At 49.1% G+C, this 18,643-nt stretch carries 12 protein-coding genes; all 12 read left to right on the top strand.

Translation table 11 applies throughout. From position 1 onward, the window contains the following. Positions 1 to 32: 32 nt before the first annotated feature. The 12 genes from D3H65_RS11965 (at position 33) to D3H65_RS11900 (ending at position 18,643) form a co-directional block, all read left to right on the top strand. Entirely contained in the window at positions 33 to 1,547 is a 1,515-nt protein-coding gene (locus D3H65_RS11965) for a T9SS type A sorting domain-containing protein (protein WP_162915578.1), read from the top strand. Positions 1,548 to 1,566: 19 nt separating this feature from the next. Then, positions 1,567 to 2,577 (top strand): ankyrin repeat domain-containing protein, encoded by a 1,011-nt coding sequence (locus tag D3H65_RS11960; protein ID WP_119050536.1) that lies wholly within the window; start codon positions 1,567 to 1,569, stop codon positions 2,575 to 2,577. Continuing rightward, a complete protein-coding gene (locus tag D3H65_RS11955; protein ID WP_162915577.1) occupies positions 2,538 to 3,665 on the top strand; it encodes a leucine-rich repeat domain-containing protein in 1,128 nt (375 codons plus the stop codon). Before D3H65_RS11960 ends, D3H65_RS11955 begins: the two co-directional genes overlap by 40 nt. Then, complete coding sequence (locus D3H65_RS11950; RefSeq protein ID WP_119050534.1) at positions 3,655 to 4,542, top strand: DKNYY domain-containing protein; 888 nt, start codon at positions 3,655 to 3,657, stop codon at positions 4,540 to 4,542. The genes D3H65_RS11955 and D3H65_RS11950 overlap by 11 nt, the downstream gene beginning before the upstream one ends. A 339-nt stretch (positions 4,543 to 4,881) precedes the next feature. Next, a complete protein-coding gene (locus tag D3H65_RS11940) occupies positions 4,882 to 5,490 on the top strand; it encodes a class I SAM-dependent methyltransferase (RefSeq protein ID WP_119054485.1) in 609 nt (202 codons plus the stop codon). A 346-nt stretch (positions 5,491 to 5,836) separates the two neighbouring features. Continuing rightward, positions 5,837 to 6,838 (top strand): exonuclease/endonuclease/phosphatase family protein, encoded by a 1,002-nt coding sequence (locus D3H65_RS11930; RefSeq protein WP_119050531.1) that lies wholly within the window; start codon positions 5,837 to 5,839, stop codon positions 6,836 to 6,838. A gap of 18 nt (positions 6,839 to 6,856) precedes the next feature. Further along, positions 6,857 to 8,023 carry a hypothetical protein gene (locus D3H65_RS11925; protein WP_119050530.1) on the top strand — a complete coding sequence of 389 codons (1,167 nt, stop codon included), beginning with the start codon at positions 6,857 to 6,859 and terminating at the stop codon, positions 8,021 to 8,023. 23 nt (positions 8,024 to 8,046) lie between these two features. Beyond that, positions 8,047 to 8,559, top strand: a complete 513-nt coding sequence (locus D3H65_RS11920) for a hypothetical protein (protein WP_119050529.1) — start codon at positions 8,047 to 8,049, stop codon at positions 8,557 to 8,559. Between the two features lie 20 nt (positions 8,560 to 8,579). Next, complete coding sequence (locus D3H65_RS11915; protein WP_119050528.1) at positions 8,580 to 11,846, top strand: DUF6603 domain-containing protein; 3,267 nt, start codon at positions 8,580 to 8,582, stop codon at positions 11,844 to 11,846. Between the two features lie 27 nt (positions 11,847 to 11,873). After that, positions 11,874 to 13,334 carry a hypothetical protein gene (locus D3H65_RS11910; protein WP_119050527.1) on the top strand — a complete coding sequence of 487 codons (1,461 nt, stop codon included), beginning with the start codon at positions 11,874 to 11,876 and terminating at the stop codon, positions 13,332 to 13,334. 7 nt (positions 13,335 to 13,341) lie between these two features. After that, positions 13,342 to 14,280 carry a hypothetical protein gene (locus D3H65_RS11905; protein WP_119050526.1) on the top strand — a complete coding sequence of 313 codons (939 nt, stop codon included), beginning with the start codon at positions 13,342 to 13,344 and terminating at the stop codon, positions 14,278 to 14,280. A gap of 13 nt (positions 14,281 to 14,293) precedes the next feature. Further along, positions 14,294 to 18,643 carry a hypothetical protein gene (locus D3H65_RS11900; RefSeq protein ID WP_119050525.1) on the top strand — a complete coding sequence of 1,450 codons (4,350 nt, stop codon included), beginning with the start codon at positions 14,294 to 14,296 and terminating at the stop codon, positions 18,641 to 18,643.

Below are 18,643 nucleotides of genomic sequence, written 5' to 3'. Positions count from 1 at the left end.
TCATTTATTGTCAATTCTTAATGTCGTTTTACATGAATAGAATTTTAGCCTCAGTTGTATTGTTTTTGGGGGTACAGGCGATTTGCCTGGGCCAGGATATGATGAAAGTCACCAGCGGAGCCGTTGTAAGCGTTCAAAATGGTGTTGGCTTATTGGTAGCGGGCGGAATAGTTTTGGACAATAACAGTACATTCAAAAATGAAGGTGTCGTCACGATTGAAAGGAAGGCAAATACCACTGCTGATCTCACCGATAATAGCACCGTAGCTTATCAATACGGATTGGGAAAGTTTGTATTTACAGGGCCCGGGGCTCAAAGTCTTAAAAGCATTAACCAGTTCGAAAGGGTAGAGGTGGATAATATGGACCTGAACTTATTATCGAATATTAATGTCAACACATGGTATCTGAAAACCGGAAAGGTAAACACAGGTTCGTTTTTAGCCATCGTAAACAACGCTTCGGCTTCAGCAGTGCTGGCTGATGCAACAAACACCGGTTTTACAAAGTCCTGGATAAACGGTGTCCTGCGCCGTTATATCACGCCTGCTGCAGTAGATAATTACCAATTCCCCGTTGGCGATGCTGCAAAAGTAAACTTGGCGGAGATGGATAACCTGACAGCCAATCCAATCACAGGGGTGACTTATGTTACTGCAAGTTTTGGAGCCAAGGCCGGTAATGATGTAGGTCTGAATGTTAATGAAAGTGGCAATGCTTATGCCTCCATCAATAACACAGGTGTATGGCATCTGGTAGCTGATGCAAATCCCGCTGGCGGCAAATATGATCTAAAGTTGTTTTTTAACGGATTTGCAGAACTGGCAGATAACGGTTTTGGTATCCTTCGCCGGCCAGAAGCTTCTGTAAATGCCATTGATTGGGCGGCGCCATCCGGGAGTGCATTGCCGGCAAGTGGAATGCCAGGCAGACTGGTAGCCGATAAATATGCCCGTAGAAACAGTTTGGCAACTTTTGGTCAGTTTGCCATTGGCAGTACCCTCACCACATTGCCATTGGAATTGCTCAGTTTTTCAGCTGTCAAAAAAGGCAATACTGTTGTATTGAAGTGGACAACCGATAATGAAATAAATACCAGTCATTTTGAGCTCTACAGGGCTGGTCAATCCGCACCCCTGCAATACCTTGATAAAACCACTGCGGCAGGTTCCGGCGCCAGGCAGGATTACAGTTACACAGATAGGAAGCCATTGAAAGGAGTAGGTTTTTACCAGTTAAAGATGGTGGATAAAGATCTCAGGTATACGTTGAGTAAATTAGTGAAGGTTACCGTAGAGGAAATGACAAGTTTCAATGTTTATCCAAACCCTGTTACCGGCAATAGCTTATTTGTGGATTACAGTGGCGGAAAAATAACCAGCATAAAGTTAATAGCCATGGATGGTAAACAGGTGGCATGTACTTACACCAATCAAAGCGATAGGCAGATAAGAATTTCCATACCTGTTCTGCCTGCAAAAGGAATGTATAGCTTACAGCTAATTACTGAAGAGGGTGTAAGGAGTGCGATGGTTTCCATACAGTAATAAGGTAAACTTCCCGGTAATGATAAAGTTAATATGGTTGCTGATTGGTATTAATACTGCTGCCTGGTTATTTTTTATTGGGGCTTATTTTGTGATGAACAGTGGTAAAAATGTTGACCGGATGGAAAGCAGCTGGACAATGGTGCTGGCGGGACTTGGTTTGTTAATTATCCTGCTGGCTGCTGTTCCATTACGCTTAAGTCAATCGACCGGTACCCTTATCTTTTCCGGGTTGTTGGCAGCATTGCCGCTTATAATTGGGTTGGGCATTTTTATTTCGAACAAATGGCCTTCCTTTCAAAGAAAGTCAACCTTTGCCGAAACATACTATAAAGATAAAGACCAGGTAGCTATTGCAGCGGCCATTGAAAACAATGATACCGTATTGTTGCGGGAATTGGTGAAAGGGAAGGACTTGAATATACAAGGGGTCAGGGTGTGGGATTGGCCCGGATTAAATTATTTACAGTTTGCCATTCGCTTACGGAGTAACCCCGCCAGCTTTCCGTTTGATGAGGCCGCCAATAATGTAGCCATTCACATCTTGTTGGAGAACGGCTGTGCTGCCACCCCTGCATTGGCAGAAGCTACTAAATACCTTGCTCCTCATATGGTGGCAGCATTGATTGCCGCAGGTGCCGACCCCAATGCTGCTTGTTTTGCAGGTGCTAATTCTCTTTTGTTTGAAACTATGGGTGCCACTAAAAAAGAAAATGATATGGCCATCTTATTGATAAAAAGTGGCGCCAACGTGAACGTAAGGAACGACTATGGTATTACGCCTGTAATGGCAGCAGCCTTATCCGCTAGCACCTCACCAACATGGAGTGATGTCTGGCGCCTGGTATATTATTTATTGCAGGATGCACAAGCAGATTATGCTTATACAGCTCATGATGGACGTAGCTTTGCCGGCATTATCAAAAATATCCGGGCGGAAGCGGCAACAAAACAGATCATTATGCCTCCGGCATTTAATAAGATAGTAGCGTGGTTGAAACAAAAGCAAATCGATACAACGCCGGATTGATGCAACGGGAATTTGAAATATTTAAAACTAAAGATTATCTGATCATTCTCACAATATTGCTATTGGCCCCACCGTTCGCATGTCGTTCGCAATCCAAATCAGCTGTTCCATACGAAACTCCTATTGATAAAGTGTGGTGGGAAGGATTGAGCAATGAATGGAAAGCTATTTTGTTGGTGAATCAACAATTTCAAAAGCAGCAAGTAGACTTTTTTGCCCTTCAGGAAAATTACATCAACAGGATGCAGGCGGAGGGGGAAGCGGATTATTCCCCTATAAATCTATCATTGCATGAGCTGAATGAAAAGCAGCGGTTTAGCCTGGGATACCCCGATTTCTATGCAAGGGCGCTTCGGATGAAATGGATGATCCCTGGCGATACTATCGATTTGGAGGCCCTGAAAGACCTGGATAAAATTTACATGGTCAATGGGCCGGGTGATCTTACCCCGCTTAAGAAATTTACCAACCTGAAAATATTGATCATTAATAGCTGCGGTATTGATGTAAATAGTCCGGTAAGGACACACAATTTGGATCTTGGGCCATTACGCTATTTAAGTAGTTTAGAGATGTTGCAATGTTCCTCTCCGGCTTTGATCTCTCTGGAACCCATAAAAAGATTGACCAATTTGAAACAACTGGATTGCGGTATAAGCGGTGTAACAGACCTGGCGCCTTTGAAGGACCTGGTTAAGCTGGAAAGACTTTCCTGTAGAGGAAATTTAAAAAATGAGGCAGTTATATCGAAATTAACAGCTCTTAAAGAGCTATACTTGAATGGTTGTAGCAAGATGCCAGACATTTCCCGGCTCAAAAAAATAGAAAAGCTGGCCGTCGGCGAAAGCGAAATGGCGATCGGACGCGCCGGCTACCGGATAACCAATATTGATATTTTAAGACAACTGCCGGCGCTGGAATTTTTGGACTTGGAACTCACCAGTTATAAGGGTAGTTTAGATATATTAAATGGACTGCAAAAGTTAAAAGCGATCACCTTGCCTCCCGTAAGTACTTCAACAATGTTGGAGTTTAAAAAGCAACACGAAAGTTGTGTCATTATCAACGCATATAAATATGAAAGATAGTAATATAGTTATTGGTTTTAAAGTGATGCGATGGGTCTTCAGGACCATATTGATGATCCTGGGTGTTATCCCCTTCTCCAGATGTAGTTCCGGGTATAAGCAAAAGGACGGGAAAGTGACTTTTAACGGTAAAGAAATTGGTGGCAAAGGATTTATAGTACTGAATGAGTCATTTGCTAAGAACGATACCACCGTTTATTATAAGGAGAGGGCCTTTGAGTATGCTGATGTGGCTACGTTTGTAGCACTGGATGAACACTATGCCAAAGACAAGGACAAAGCCTATTACTGCGACGAATACAGGGAGGGGCAAAGTTATTATCTGACAAAAAAGCAAACCATTGTGACCATCGACAATGCCATGCCGGCATCTTTTGAATCCATACAGAATGATTATGCAAGAGATGGGAGGCAGGCTTATTACAAGGGCATAGCATTTGCCGTGAAAGATGTAGCAAGCCTTTCCGTGATAGAAGGAAGGTTTTTAAAGGACAAATACCAGGTTTATTTTGAGAAGAAGCCGGTTAAGAATGCCGATGTAAATAGTTTCAGGATCCTCAGCAGTAATTACGCAAGCGACACCAATCGTATTTATTATTATGGTTTTCACAATGACAGGTACAATGGCATACATGAAGTTCCTTGTAACAGAGCCACGTTCACCTTGCTGGAATACCCTTATTCAAAAGACGATAGAGCAGTATTTTATATTTATACAACAATAAAAGGGGCCGATGCCAATAGCTTTACTGTAATAGGAGATGAATTCTCTAAAGATAAACATCATGTTTACAAAGGGACAAAAATACTCAAGGGGGCCGAGCCGGCCACTTTTAAGATCCCTCCTCAGGCAGATTCCCTGTCTGATCATTTTTGATATGGATCTTGGCAATATCCTTCAGCCATTTGAACTCTGCACCCGGGAGCTTTTTTAATTGTCGCTTATCGAGATCCTTGATACGCTCTATAAATTGCTTTTGCTTTTCATTAAGAAGGCCGGAATTAAGTGCCTTTATGGCTTCCTGGTGGTAGATTTCAAGACTTGTCATGGTATGTTTTCGCCTTTGGTGTCGAAATAGAAGGTATGGTTAAACCCGTTAAAAGTAGACCATTTTAATGTCTGCCCCAAACTTTAAAAAGCAGTAACGTCTTCTTCTATGTCAGTTTTGCTACAATCTCCACATTTCAACTAATTTGCTGTCGCAAATCAATGCTCATGCAAAATACCCTCACGGATACCTTCGGCAATATTGACATCTACTTGTTCGACCAATTGTTAAAAGGTCGTTATGACAACGCCCGAAAAGTGTTGGACGTAGGTTGCGGTGGCGGGCGAAACCTGTTTTACTTCCTGCGCAACGGCTTCGAGGTATTTGGCGTTGATCCCAATCCACAGGCCGTACAAGCAGTTAAGGAATTATCAGCAGCCCTTGCCCCTGCTAATCCACTTGAAAACTTTACAGTATGCCCTGCTGAAAAATTGCCGTATAACGATGGCACATTTGACCTGGTTATTTGCAGCGCTGTATTACATTTTGCAAAAGATGAGCAGCATTTTGATTCCATGTTGCAGTCAATCTTCAGGGTGTTAAAAACAGGAGGATACTTCTTTGCGCGGCTGGCATCGGATATCGGGCTGGAAACATTGGTGCAGCCAGTAGGCAATGGCCGCTATTTACTACCCGATGGCTCTGAACGTTTTTTAGTAAATGAACAAACGCTGTTAAACTATACAGCAGAAATGGGAGAATTGTATGAGCCGCTAAAAACTACTAACGTACAAAATACACGTTGCATGACCACCTGGTGTGTACGTAAAAAATAGTACAGTTCGTATTAAATGAATATTACCAATCGCATTAATCCCATCCAGCTTCAGTAGAACTACCCGAAAAATCGGGTATATTATATGTTTCCTTTTTTAAACAGGAAACTTAATTTCGATCCTTCATTCAAGTAAGCTCTCTCCAAATTGTAGCTTGATCCCTTCCCGACGGAAAATAAACCTGGAAAAGGCAAACTGATCTTGTTGTAACAATAGCTGTTGATAGCAGCTATAGCACCGACCCCGATACCCCGGGAACTCTCCATTTCACACCCGTTAGTAGTAAGCACTTAGGCAGGCTTAGTCTGTCTGGCTGATTCCTTATTGTCATCCTCAATTAATTACCATGAAGATCGTTTCCTGGAACCTGAAGAATATTGGGCAAACCAAACTGTCGAATGCCTTCGCTGCTACCTATAGAGCTTTCGGCCTGGGCAATAATGTGCTCGATTTTATGATGGGCCTCGTGATGGGCAGGCCACGCTGGAATGCTGTTGCAGGACTGACTACCAACCCTGCAGATATTTTTGTTGTTATTGAGTTGAAAACAGGCGGTACCGGCAAAGGCCAGGGTGTCAGTGGCACCTGTCTTCCTACCCTCCAAGGGATCAGGTCAGCCATGAATACCCTTGTTGGTCAGATATATCCCAATAATAATAACCCGCCTTATACATACGATTACATTACACCGCAGATCGTAGGCTATCATGAAACAGTCGGCATCCTCTACAATACCAAAAGACTAAAAGTATTATCGGCCCAGGCTTTCCGCGATCACGCTTCCCAAAAATGGATCAACCCACGCACGCCCTATGGCGCGTTGTTCCAGGTACTCAACAGTACCGACAGTTTCCAGGTAGTAGGCATCCATGCTCCGCCACCAAAAGGCGCCAATGGCGTCAAATACCGTCCCCCTATAGAGTATTGTGTTAAGTTGCCCGGCATCAGTCCGGCCTCCATGACCAACACCTTCATCATGGGTGATTTTAACTGTAACCCTGCTTCCTATTACGTTAAAAATATACCCGGTGGTACCCAGAACGTGTTTCCCTTTACAGGATTGCCCGCCTATGGCACGCTGGTACCCAATGGCACCCTGTCGAGTGTGCGTACCAAGCCGGCCAATACCCAGCCGCCGCCGGCCAATTACCTGAGCGATGCCTATGATAATATTATATACAACGCAGCCCTGCCCGGCGCTCCCCAGGAACTGGTAGTGGATATGATCGGTAAGGCCCGTGATATGAATACGTTTGGTTATCCCCTGCTGGTGGGCACCAACCTCGTAGCCTTGGTAAATGCTTACAACAAAGTAAGCGACCACATGCCTGTAGTGATAGAATGGTAACACAAAAAAACAACGACTATGTCCAATTGGAAATTCACCGATCAATATGGCAGCACTTACCCGGCATTGGCCAACAGTATACTCAGCATCCTGGTATTTGACATTACCGGCACATCGCCTGTCACGGGTACGGCATTCAGCGCTAACCTCGACCTCACAGCCACCGGCAATGCCATGAATGTTTTGGCCAAATTAACCGGCGTCACTACCATTGCTATGACGGGCACCGTGACAACCGATAACAATACCCTTTCCGTAAACCTGCAGGCATCCGATACAACTGCCCTGACCACCGCCCTGGCTGCCTGCATTCCGATCATCGGCGGACAGCTATTAAAAAGCGCCGGCATCAGCATTGTGACTGTTACCACCACCCAGCAAACCAGCAGTGATGACCCCACAACAGATGAGATAGACCTGAGCATGACGATCGCCCTGGGTAGTGGGACGGGCACCCTCACGACGCAAATACCTATGTCGGATGGATTCTTTCATATATCCGCCACCTTTACCAATTTCGGCATTGGTCTCAGCGACCTGAATTTCCTGGTACCAGGCAGCAACGATTTCAGTAGTTGTTTCCCGGCTACACAATTAGGGCCTTATTATAATAACCAAACAAAGCTGGAACTGCTGAGCCTGGGCGTTACACTGTACGTAAGTACTTCTCCTTCGCTTAGCGTGGTAGTAAATGGAGTTGATATTTCTATTGGTATTACCAATATACCTATTTACAAACAGGCCCTCTACCTCGATCCGCTGGCTGTATGGATCAACGTGGCCAATGTAAATACAACCCCTGCGCCTACCTGGGGACTGGAAGGCAATTTTGTGTTGTGTAATTACAACCGGCCGGGTGATACCGCCAATCCTGATTTCAGCTTCGACCTGCAAATGGGATTCCCCAACCCGCCCAATGAACCAAACTTCAGCCTGTCGGGCAATTTCGATAATCCCTATAACCAGCCGGTATCACAGATCGTGTCAGACCTGTTGGGACAGGCTACCGATCTGGGTATCGGTAATAACATTACCCTGCAGAAGTTTGATTTCTATTCCGATGCTGATGTGACTACGGGCACCATCTCCGATTTTGGATTTGAGATCGCTATGTCGGGGCAGTTTGGCATATTCGAGAATTTCTCACTTGAATCTTTCAGCCTTTCAGTTGCCTATTCGGCCTAACTGTACGGCGTAAACTTTATACCATGAGTAGTACCGCTATTAATTTCAAAGCCACCTTGCTGATCGGCGAACAAACTGTGCCGCTGGCCTCGGAGATCGCTTTTGGGGATGACCAATCGCAGGACGGTGTGACCAATGGGTTTCTCTTCAAGCTCGACCTGCAGCCCGGCGATCCGCCGGTGACGGTCTACCTGGGGGATGTGATCAATTTCATCGAGACCAAACTCGGTGCTTCCGACCTGTCCCAAAGTCCTGATATGGGATTGATCTCACAGGCTATTCCCTCCCTTACGCCGGCCAATTTCAATTCGACCAACCAGGCGATGGTGAATGTATATGAGTTCTCGATCAACTCATCTACCAAAGAGTTCCTGTTTTCCTTCAACCTCGATGTGGAAGGCACGGATCCCTCAACAGGCCTCATAGCCCTGCCAGGCGACCTCAATAAGTGGTTGAAGATTGAAAGCCTGTCCATTGCTTTCTCTGCCACTTCGGGCTCGTCTTCACAAACCCAACAAACAGCATCCAATTCTTAAGCATTCCTCAACCTGTAACTATGTCCACCAACGTAGATCTCAAAATAGGCGTCAACCTGGAAATTGGTTCTATTCCCGTGGCGCTCGCCGCCGAACTGACCACCACCAATACGGCCACCATCTATACTTTTAATGGCTGTGTACAGAACGCGGTGATCGACATCGGTTCGTTCATGAGTTTTGTAGGCCAACAGTTTGGCCTCGATGTGCAATTGCCGCCCGAGCTCAACCTCGAAGCCATCATTGATTATGTGGCAGGACAGGTGATCTATACCTCGCCCAAAACGGGAGCAACCACCACTGAACTGGGTGTAGCCGCCAAGTTCGACCTCGTATATTCCAATGGCGGCAACACGGATAAAGTAACCCTGACTTTCTATGCCGATACCGTCATGCAATCCGGCTCAACCGGCACGAACCCGTATGTGGTAGGCGCCGCCATTGATACTGATCTGGCCTTTAAGAACCTGCCGCTGGTGGGAAGTATTCCCGTATTCAATGAATATACACTGAAGCATATCGGCTTTTCCTATACCAATGCCGATCCCAAAACAACGGGCAAGCCGGTCACCTTTAATATTCCCAAGGTAGACACTTCCGCCAATCCGCTTTACACCCGCACCATTGGTGATGGTAAAGAGAAAAACAATTATTCCGTAAGCACTACAGGCGATCAAACATCCTTTTCACTAGGGCAGGGGGGCTTCTCGCTTACTGCGGGGCTCATGCGCGAGGGATCGGATACGGCAGAAAATAACTTTGCCCTGCCCATGTCCCTGCCCAAAGCAACACCCACGGCTAATCCCGCGCCCTATTATAACAATCCGCAGAATACCGTACAAACCAGTCCGCCGGCCAGTCCTGCGCACTGGATCAATGTCAACAAAACCTTTGGCCCCGTCAACCTGCAGAAGATCGGGCTCAACTATTCATCGGGCGAAGCTACATTCGGTATCTCCGCTGGTATGTCAATGGGCGGTTTTACCCTCGATGTACAAGGACTTTGCATCACCTTTCCGCTGCCATTGCCCGGTATGCCTGCCGGCAATTCCGTGAGCTTCGATATCCAGGGCCTGGGCATGGATTTTAGTGAACCAGGTTTGGAGATCGGTGGCGCTTTCCTTAAATCAGTTGATCCCAAAACAAATATTACCAACTACTTTGGAGAAGTGATCGTGCAGGTGGCTGAGTTTGGTTTCAAGGCCATCGGTGGTTACGCGCCTGCGCAAAACAGCAATCCGGCAGCCTTCTTTATTTATGCCAACCTGGAAGTGCCCCTGGGCGGTCCGCCCTTCTTCTATGTATCGGGCCTGGCTTTTGGCTTCGGGGTCAACTATGCCCTGGTACTGCCCACCATCGAAACACTGCCCACCTACCTGTTGCTGCCCAATATGGCGCCGCCGCAGGGCAATGCGCAAAATGCACTCACCAGTGTGATCAAACAATTGCAGGATGGCAGCGTGATCAAGTACGAACCCGGTGAGTATTGGGTAGGCTTTGGTGTACAGTTTACTTCCTTCGATATGGTATCTGCTTTTGCCATGCTCACTTTCTCCTTTGGAGTAGACATGCAGATAGCCCTGCTGGGTAGTTGTGCCATCGTATTGCCGGAAGGCTCACCCGATGCATTGGCCAGCATCCAGGTAAACCTGGTAGCGGCCATCACACCTTCTACCGGCCTCATCAATGTAGCAGGCGTTATTACCCCCTCTTCTTATATTTTAGGGCCTTTTGTAAAACTCAGCGGCGGCTTTGCTTTCTATCTCTGGTTTGCCGGCGAGCACAAAGGCGATTTTGTGGTGAGCCTCGGGGGTTACCATCCGGCTTTTGTAAAGCCCGACTGGTACCCGGCAGTACCGCGTATCCGTGTTACGTTCAACCTGGGGCCCTTCCAGGCTTCCGGTTCAGCTTACCTGGCCCTCACACCTTCCATGTTCATGGCCGGTATGGCCGTGTCTGCCACCTTCGATGCTACCGTGGTGAAAGTTTGGTTCAACCTCGGCGCTGATTTCCTCATCGGCTGGTCACCTTTCCAATACGAAGCCGATGCCTACGTCAATATCGGTTGCAGCCTCAACGTAGGCCTGTTTACCATCAAGATACATGTAGGCGCCGACCTGCAATTGTGGGGACCACCATTTGGCGGTATTGCCAATGTGGACCTCGACATCCTTACCATCACCATCAAGTTTGGGTCAGATGCAGCAGCGCCGGTACCCGTTACCTGGCAAAACCTGGAACAAAACTTCCTGCCACCGCCTGTAAGCGCCAAACAACCTGCACCGCAGCAACAAAAACTGAAAGCTTCCCGCGGCATCAAAGCCATGAGCCTGGCGGCTGAAGCACCTGCGCCGCTGACCGATGAGCCCGCTACCACTGCCAACGTATCGGCTTCCGTATCAGTAGGTCTCCTGGGTAAAGATGCTACCAGCCAGGATGGTGAAACCTGGGATTGGTTGGTGGATCCGGATAATTTCAACATTGTTACTTCCACTACCATCCCGGCCAATTTTGCCAACTGGTCTTCAGGCGCCAGCACTACCGCACCTATTCCCAATGATCCTACCCAGTACAACAGCGCCAGCATAGATACGAGCGTCCATCCTTATCTCGAACTGGCTGCGGGTACCAAAACTTATTCGGACACACAGGTGTGGAATCCGGATATCAATGTGAAGCCGATGAAGATCACCGACGTACAGTCGGTACATACCATTGCCCTGCGCAAACGGGCAAATACTGATGGGAAGGGCCAGTTTAGCAACTTCATCAACAATGTAACGATAGACCCTGTGCTCGGCAGCAGCAATACCGCACTTTGGGGCGATCCTAAGTTATCAACCAACGATGCCAATACGCCCACGCTGCTTCCGGAGACCTTGTTGGGCTTCAACATTACACCCGTACCGCGCGATCCTGATACGGTAAACAATGTACCGCTGATCGACCTGCTGTTTACCGGTGGTGAAGAAACCAATTTTAGTTATACGTCTGCTCAGCCCGATACCAGCTATACCCTCCAGGTGAAAGAAGACGATCAGGCGCAGACGTTTAATATCACCGTGAGTGGCGCTAGTTCACAAGTACTCGACAATAGCGGCTACGTGCTGTCGGCCCTCACACAAACCTGGGTAAGTGGTCAGCGCAATGCCATTCTGAACGACCTGAATGCCAATGGCTGGGATACCTACGCTGCTGCGGAAGTAACACTTACCAATATGAGTAGTACCGAAATGCTGACCGACTGGCCCATGGTAGCTGTACTCAGCGCCAACAATGCCGCATAAGATCACTTCATTAAAATAATTGAAACAATGCCAGATACCAATAGCGAACAATACCTGCTGAATGAACAGGTTTCCTTTGTGCAGCATGCTTTGCCGGGCCTCGATGCCGGCATGTATGAGTTGCAGGTAAACCAGCAGATATTTCAAAGCGATGGCAAAACACCCATAAGTGGTGAAGCCTACAGCAACAGTTACACCTTTGCCGTAACGGCCGATCGCTTCAGCCTGTCGAGTCCCGGCAGCGTGATCAGCAGCATTTTTCCCAATGACAATGCTTCGGGCGAATTCTCCAATGTATTGCCGCATGTGGTGTTCAAGAAAGAAACCTTTCCCTGGACCCGTTATCCTACCATTGACGAACCTTATACTCCGCCACAGCCGGGTAAGGATGTAGATGCCGATGTGCCCACCTGGCTTTGGGTGCTGTTGCTCGATGAAGATGACCAGGCTGCTTTTCCGGCACTCACCAATAGCATAACGGTTTGCACCACCGGCGACCTTTTCCCGATAGCAGCTTACTCCGGTAGTAAGATACCTGCCAATACTTATTCTTATTTCTATGATGCAACAGACCTGGCCGACCTGGAGCCCGGTCAGCTAACTACCGATACTATTAACGTAGTGGATATACCAATGGGATTGTTCTGGCAACTGGCCCCTTCGGTAGAAGACCTGGAACTGATGGCCCACGTGCGCGTGGTGAGCCTGATCAACCAGCCTACCAATGGCGATTCAAACGGAGAACCTACCGGCAGCTTTTCCATCGTGTTCGGCAATCGTCTGCCCAATACACAACGTAAGACAAAGGCTTACCTGGTATCCCTCGAAGGGCTGGAAGCGTTTCTGCCCCAGGCAAATGGTTCCATTCCTTCCAATCCACCTGCTACAGCAACCGATACTATACGCCTGGCAGTATTGGCCAACTGGACTTTCTTCAGCACCGGCCAGCCCGCCACTTTTGTACATACCCTCGAAAGCCTCAATGGCTGTACACCCGGCAGTGGTGTATCTGCCAGCAATACCAATATTCGATTGCCCTATGACGGTACCAATAAAGTGGTGGCAGGTGCTTTCAATATGGGTTATGTTCCCCTCAATGAGACCATGCGCACCGCCGAGAAAAACGTAGCCTGGTATCGTGGGCCCCTGGTGCCTTATTCAAATGCCGGCGCTGCCCCCCTCAAATTGCCCATTACTTCGCCGGATGCCGCTACCGTCTTTGATCCTACAACGGGTATGCTGGATACTTCTTATGCTGCCGCCTGGACCATCGGGCGAATGGTAGCCTTGCAGGATACTTCCTTTTCTACCGGCCTGTATAATTGGAAGAAAGGCCTGGGACAACAGGTCAACAACAATGTGGAGAATACCGTGATGATGCAGCATTTCAATGTACTGCCGCCTGTCACGCTGCAAGGAGCCCGTACACATACTGCCGCCCCCTTAGGCAGCATTTTCAAACAAACTGTGCTGAAGCTAAAGCAATAAATGCATTATGAAAAAGACATTGACCAGAAAGCACCTGCAAAACGCACTGGCCACCACCTATGCCAGTCCCAACGCCATCATGGCTTCACTCAACGATCCCGACTTGCCGGATGATCTTGCCAGCTGGCTCAGCCGACTGGCCTTGCTCAATGGCGTGCCCTTCAACTACCTGGTACCCGACGAACGTATGTTGCCGCAGGAGTCCATCCGCTTCTTTTACCTCGACCAGAATTGGGTAAGCGCTTTGAGCGATGGTGCTTTCAGCATTGGGCGCAACCTCACCGCCGATACCGACAGCGCCATGCTCAACCTGGATACAGCCGTAGCCCCCGGCGTCCATCAAAAGAGTTTTGCATTCACCACCAAAGTGCGGTCTAAACTATTGGGTACCGATCCACCGCCTGTACCTACCATCATCACCGGTTTCCTGCTGCGTTCTTCCCTCGTGCTCGATTATCCCAGCCTGGGCGTGAATGCCTATCCTGTAAATGGTACCCCCGATGATAAGAACCCCGTGATGCTCGATATCCTCCGGCTGGAGCAACTAGGCCCCAAATCCGATACCATGATCTGCCTCATTGCAGGCGATGCCTGGCGTATCGACATCCACGAAGCTCCGCAGGCCCTGCATTATGGGATCGACTGCTTTTTGGATAGCTGTCAGGTGCAGACAAAACCTGTTGATGCCGTCAAGAACCTCCACACATTTACCATCACCACCACTACTAATCCTAATGGTACCAAGGTGCAAAGTGTCACCATGAGCGATACCTCTACACCCACAGATATCAGCAGCACCTTTCGTTCGAAGAAAACGCGGGTGCTCAATATGCAGGCCCTGGCCAGTACCATTTCAACCGTCAACAACGGGGCCACTGTCGATGCCGCTATCATGGGTTTTGAAATGACAGAAGGAGTAGGGATGGTAAGTTTTATCAATCAATAAAAGCAATGAACTTATGAACGCAATCGTTCCGCTCAATATAGCCGCGCTGCGCGCCAATAAAAATGATTACAATAAAGTCGTAGGCAACTTCCAGGGCAAGACCGCTTTGTTTGAACAGATGCCCTGGGCCGATCCCCTCGACAGCTATGAGAATATGGCCAGCACCGGAGACAAGATCTTCCAGCCCCTGGGTGTTACCAATAGTGGCGGTCCCCTCATCAGTCCCACCAACTCATTGGGCACAGGCATACACCTGCACTGGGAATTGCCGGATTATTTCAAAAAGGGACAACAGCTTCCCGGCAATCCAAAGATCATTTTTCCCCATGCGCCCAACCGTTGGCTGGTAACGCGTTACCTCAGTATTCTCAATCAACAAACCAATACTTATGGAACGCCCACTGCCAAAAGCTGGGTAGTGGAGAGCGATTATATTACGCAAAATAAACCGACCGACGGGCGCCCGGCCATCACCGTGCCTCTGCCTGCCAACCCAGTCTATCAGCAACAGCCCTTCAGCTATATGGGCCGTGTGGTAGACCTCAGCAGTTGGAACCCTTCCACCGAGCCTGCTTCCAACTACCTGCCTTCTCAAAAAGGCGCCGATGGCGATTACTGTTATCTTACCTCCATAGGTTTTGTGGGACCCTATTTCAGTTCTTACTATCCGGAGTGCTGCAGTGTATTTGGCTTCTGGGATAATTTCAGCGATGAACCCAATGTACAAACGGCCATCCTCAACAACAATCCAGGCATCCAGTTCCGCTGCACCTACCAGGTGATCGGCTGGCTCAGCGATGCCACCACCGATCCGCTCAATGATATCGATGCACAGGTAACGCAGCAGTACAATGATTATGTACAGCGTACCTTGGCCAACAAGGCCGTGCCCGAAATGACGCCCGTGGACTTCTTCAACCAGATCACTTCGCAAATGATGAAGTGGACCTTCAACCAGGGCGATCTGTCGGCCAGTGTGAACAACCAATACCAGATCACCCAGCTCAACCTGCCTACACAAACTCTTTGTGCCGGTACGGTGCAGGAAGTAGTATGGAATATGGTTACCAATCCCGGCACTACTTATTTCCTGTCTTCCGGGCAATCCAATATGTCTGTGTGGAGTGCACCTACCGAGATTGCCATCGGCAACTCTACTGAAGAAGCCCTGGCAGCTTTACTGAAAGTGGATATGGGACAGGATACCGATGATCCCAATGTGCTCACCAATTACGAATACCTGCTGGATGCCCTGCAACTGGGGCTGCTGGCCAATATTGAAAAGACCCCCAACAAGCTGATTACTCTCGAAGAGGCGCTGCACAATAATGGTTTTGAAAATGTGTCCGGTGGTTTCAACTGGCTCATTACAAATACCAAACAAGGCACCAGCGATGGCAATACCGAAGCCGAGGAAATAACCCTGCCACTTACCCTGGCCGAGCAATTGTACCTGCTCAACAGTGCGCAGAAGCAATACGATATGGGCCGTGGGGCATTGAGCCTGCGCCGCAAGCAACTGTTCATGGATTGGGTGCGCTTCGTAAAAATGTTCCAGGGCGAGGCTACCGACAGTTATATTCCGCAGAGCACGATGAATAATTTTATCTGGACCTCTACGGCCGGTGAACTGAATGATGTGATCAACTACGGCAATACCGTTAGCCTGCTGCAGTATACCACCGACGCCGCCAGCGGACAGGTAACCGGCATCGTGCCACCGGGGGCCAGTGTTGGCACTGGCAGCCTGGCCTATGCCGTGTACAACAATTATAAGATCGTGTTGGACGCCCTGGCAGCTATTAATGAGCAAACTACCGATGCTGTGTGGACCTTGCAATGCGATATTGCCGATTACTTCCAGTTGCCATCCGAACCTGTGATCCTGATGGAAGGAGCGATGATGGAACCCTTGCAGCGTAACGGCGATGGAGACACTACTTTTGTGCGACTGAGCCAGGAATTACTTACGCAACTCCTCTTCAATTACAATTCCAACAACTTTACTGTCAATGCTGCCGCTGTACCTGGTGTGCCGGCAGTAACTGCGAATATGCCCGCTGCCATCCAGGCCGATGTGCAGACCCTCACCGGCGAAGCCTTCCTCATTACACCCATGCTGGCCGGCCAGGTGGCATCCGCTCTGGCGTCGGCAGGCGGCACCGGCAATCCGGCGGTAGCATCAGCAGCCAACTTTACCATTTCACTCATGTATGCACAGGGCGGGCTCAGTCCACTCGATATTGCCCCCAACCTGGGTGGTGTGCCCACCCCGCCAGCTACCAGCCTCTTTGCGCTGGTCAACAATGATAATTATAAACCCACTGCTGCACCTGCTGTTAATGTTGCCGGACCGCAGGCCCTAACGGTTACCTGGACCAATGCTACCAATGATGGCTACTCCAGCGGCGGCGTAGGCTGGAACACACAAACAGCCCTGCCCGAATTTACTACCAACCGGGTAGACCCCTTCCTGCCCATCTTTATGATCTGGAATGTGAACATGGAGCCCCTGCAGTGGGGCAAGGATCACAGCAACCAGCTATATGCGCCTACCAATATCACCGACTATTTCAACCTGGATGCTGACGGGGTGGATTATTTATACAAGATGAACGGCAATACCCCTGTTCCTTTTACTTCCGCTACTTCCGTTGGCTATGAAGATGATGCCACCATGCGCTCAGGCGCTACCGGTGTACTCTCTTACCAGATCACCAATTATATCAACAACAATCCCAACGATCCCGAAAATGCCACCTTGCAGGAGATCGCTACCCTGTATGATGGCCGCAAGATACTTTCCCAGGCCATGAGCGGTTTCAATACCAATCAGGTGCTTACTGCTTATGTAGCACAGGTGCCCGTAGAGAACCTCGTAGCCGGACGCATGGATAATTATACACCAAAGGTGAATGCGGCGGCAGGCGCCACACCCAATGACAACTGGTACGATGATGCCTTTACCAGCCTCGAACCTATTCCTGTCGGCCTGCTGGCCCAGGGCAATTTCGGTCCGCTGCGCGCCGGCTTTATGGATATTGTGAGTATCGAGATCGTCGATGCATTTGGACAACGCATGGACCTCACTACAGCTACACGCAGCCCGCAGGGCGGTCTCAGTTGCATTACATCTTATGCCATGACCCCCAATCCCAATGACCAGCAAAACCAGGGTAGGGTATACCTGGCGCCGCGTATTGTAGCACCTGCAAGGGTTTGGTTCAAATGGCTGTCGGCCGAACACAACAATGCGGTATCAGGCGTAAGTGATGACTTTGTAGAAACGAATACGCACCCGGCTACAGCCCCCATCTGTGGATGGGTAATGCCCAATCACCTCGACAATGACCTTTTCTTCTACGATGCTGATGGTACTGCTATCGGCACTTTCGGTGTAGAACACGGTGCGAATGTGTACCGCACCCGTGCCGGCAATATCGCCAACAGCGGCACCAGCGAACAGCAGCTCATTACCGATATTGGCCAGCGTGGAACACCTACCGTCAACGCGCATGTGGCCAATTACATGTGGTACCTTTTTGACCAGACCGGCGCTTTCCTGGAAGACATGATGACGGCTATCCAGGATTCAGAAACTTTTGTGAGCCCGGCCAATTATGCGCAGGACAATTCACTGGCCGTACTCATTGGCCGGCCCCTGGCGCTCACACGCGCAGTGCTGACCCTGGAGACCCTGGGCAACCTGCTGCCGCTGAACCAGGCAGACAACAATGTGAATAGTCCCTTTCCACAGGATGTGATCAATGGACGTACGAGTTACCCCACCCGCATGCCCTTTAGCAGCGCCAACCTGGGCAATGTGTTATTCCCTGCCCGCCTGGGCGACCTGGCCAACCTCGACGATGGCCTGGTAGGTTACATAATCGAAACCGGCAGCAGCAATCCCTATACGGGCCAAAGCCTTTACATGCCTGCCGCCGATGACGCCTGGACCAATGGGGTGGCCCAACCCACGGATACCACCATCCAGGTGACGCTCAATCAACAGCCCATGAGTATTACCATGCTGGTAGACCCACGGGCAGCAGTACATGCCACCACGGGTGTACTGGGGGTAAGTGAAATTTCCATACCTCCCGATCAGTATTCAGACATCGTGAACAGCCTGGCGGTGAACTTCATTACCCGTCCGATGCTGCAGATGGCCCAGGGCATGAGCGTGCCACTGCCGGCAGAAGCGGGTTATGCCTGGTCGTGGATAACACCCGGCGCTGCCAATGAAACGCCACTGGCGGCCAACGCCGTCAATGAAACACCTGTGTATGGATACTCGATACAGACCTTGCAGGAGGGATGGCTGGCGCTCAACCCGCTGCCGCCAAACAATAATGCTTCGTAA

This window comes from Paraflavitalea soli (genome assembly GCF_003555545.1).
Classification (GTDB): domain Bacteria; phylum Bacteroidota; class Bacteroidia; order Chitinophagales; family Chitinophagaceae; genus Paraflavitalea; species Paraflavitalea soli.
Note: the sequence above shows the minus strand (reverse complement) of the source record. Positions and strands in the feature narration are given on the sequence as shown.